Genomic DNA, 2253 nt, shown 5'->3' with positions numbered 1-2253 from the left:
CTGGGGGTGCAATTGATTTCGCGGATCCGTCAGGCGGATCTGTCGGTGGATATCCAGATGCTGTTCAGTGCCCCGACGCTTTCGGCGTTGGGCACGTCGGTCAAGAAAATGGTGGAATGGGTAATATGACTATCGTCGAGCTGGTGCAGTTTCTTCGCGACAACACCATCAGCGTTTCGCTAAACGGTGATGGCCTGGCCTTCAAGGGGGAGCGGAGCGTTCTTCAACGCGAGGGCGTCCTGGACAGCCTAAGGGCGCACAAGCAGGCACTGATCGAGCGCCTGCGCAACGGCGAGACGTTCGACGCCGAGCGGCTGCAGGTGCCAGCCAATCTGATTCCGGCCGATTGCACGGCTATCACGCCACAGATGCTGACGCTGGTTGAGCTGACCCAGGCGGAGATCGATCAGATCACGGCACAGGTGCCGGGCGGCGCTGCGAATGTACAGGATATCTATCCGCTGGTGCCCCTGCAGGAGGGCATGCTCTATCACCACCTGCGTGCCCGCGAGGGTGACCCGTACCTGTCGCAGCTGTTGATGGCGTTCCCCGACCGCCCACATCTGGAGCGCTACCTGGAGGCTGTCGGTCAGGTCATCGAACGGCACGATATCCTGCGTACCGGCTTCGTATGGGACGGACTGAACGAGCCGGTTCAGGTGGTCTGGCGACGGGCACGGCTCGAGGTCGAAGAACTGGATCTGGATCCGCCGGCCGGTCCGGTGCAGGAGCAGCTCAAGCGGCACTTCGACCCGCGCCAGCGACGCATCGATCTGACACAGGCGCCCCTGTTGCGCTTCGTCATGGCCTGGGATGGCGAGAACGGGCGCTGGCTGCTGCTGACGTTGTTGCATCACCTGATCGGTGATCACCTGATGCAGGAGGAGATGAACCGCGAGGTGAATCTGCTGCTGGCCGGACGATCGGCAGAGCTGAGCGCCGCGCCGCCCTTTCGCACGCTGGTGGCACACGCGCGGCTGGGGGTGAGCACGGCGCAACATGAAGCGTTCTTCAAGGCGATGCTCGCAGATATCGACGAGCCGACGCTGGCCTACGGGATTGCCAATGTGCAGGGCAGTGACGAGGCGTTGGTCCATGTGCAGCGTATGCTGGCGGCGCAACTCAATGAGCGCCTGCGGGCGCAGTCGCGGCGCCTGGGTGTGAGCGTGGCGGTGCTGTGCCATGTGGCCTGGGGACAGGTGATGGCCTGTACCTCGGGGCGCGAGCAGGTGGTATTCGGCACCGTGCTGCTGGGGCGTTCGCAGGGCAGCGAGGCGGCGGAACGGGTGATGGGCATGGCCATCAACACCTTGCCGGTGCGCCTGGACATGGATGACACCGGCGTGGAGGAGGGAGTACGGCGCATGCACCTGCGCCTGGCGCAGATGCTGCGCCATGAGCACGCGCCACTGGTGCTGGCGCAGCGCTGCAGCGGCGTGGGTGGGGACGTGCCGTTGTTCAATGCATTGCTGAACTACCGGCACAGCCTGCCGGAGGCGGCCACCGCGGTGGTGGACCCGGTGTCCGGCATGCAGTGGTTGGACGGCGAAGAACGGACCAACTACCCGATCATTCTGTCGGTGGACGATATCGGTGATGCTCTGAGTCTGTCGGTTCAGGTTCTGCCGTGCCTGCCAGCCGAACGCCTATGTGGCTACATGGAACAGGCCCTGGACAGCCTGGTGCAGGCTCTGGAGCAGTCGCCGGACCTGGCGTTGCGTCATCTGCGGATACTGCCACCGGATGAACGCGACCTGCTGCTGGAGGGCTGGAACCGCACCGTCGCCGCCTATCCCGAGCAGTTGTGCATCCACCAGTTGTTCGAGCAACAGGTCCGGCGTACGCCCGGGGCGACTGCCTTGGTGTATGAAGGCCAGCGGTTGAGCTATGCCGAACTGAACGCCCAGGCGAACCGTTTGGCGCGTTACCTGCGCCAACGGGGAGTGGGCCCGGATGAACGGGTGGCGGTCTGCTTTGAGCGCTCGGCGGACATGGTGGTGGGGTTGCTGGCCACGTTGAAGGCTGGCGGCGCCTATGTGCCTCTGGACCCCAATTACCCGACGCAGCGGTTGGTCTACATGCTTGCCGACAGTGCGCCGCAGGTGGTGTTGACGCACCCGGCGGCGCGCGTCGCCCTCGACGCGGCCCTGGAAGGGGCGGTTGCCTGCCCGGTGCTGGACCTCGAGGCGGACGCCGCAGGTTGGGCCGGGCTGACTGCAGATGACCTGGAGCGCGATGGCCTGACCTCGCGCA

Annotated in this window: 1 protein-coding gene; it reads left to right on the top strand. The window is 65.0% G+C overall.

Going from position 1 to position 2253, the window contains the following annotated elements; all coding sequences use genetic code 11:
• Positions 1-125: 125 nt before the first annotated feature.
• Positions 126-2253, top strand: a 2128-nt coding sequence (locus tag HB680_RS32410; RefSeq protein WP_213942323.1) for a condensation domain-containing protein, incomplete at its 3' end; no start/stop codon positions are given.

The sequence above is a fragment of the Pseudomonas sp. dw_612 genome (assembly GCF_018449725.1).
GTDB lineage: Bacteria > Pseudomonadota > Gammaproteobacteria > Pseudomonadales > Pseudomonadaceae > Aquipseudomonas.
Note: the sequence above shows the minus strand (reverse complement) of the source record. Positions and strands in the feature narration are given on the sequence as shown.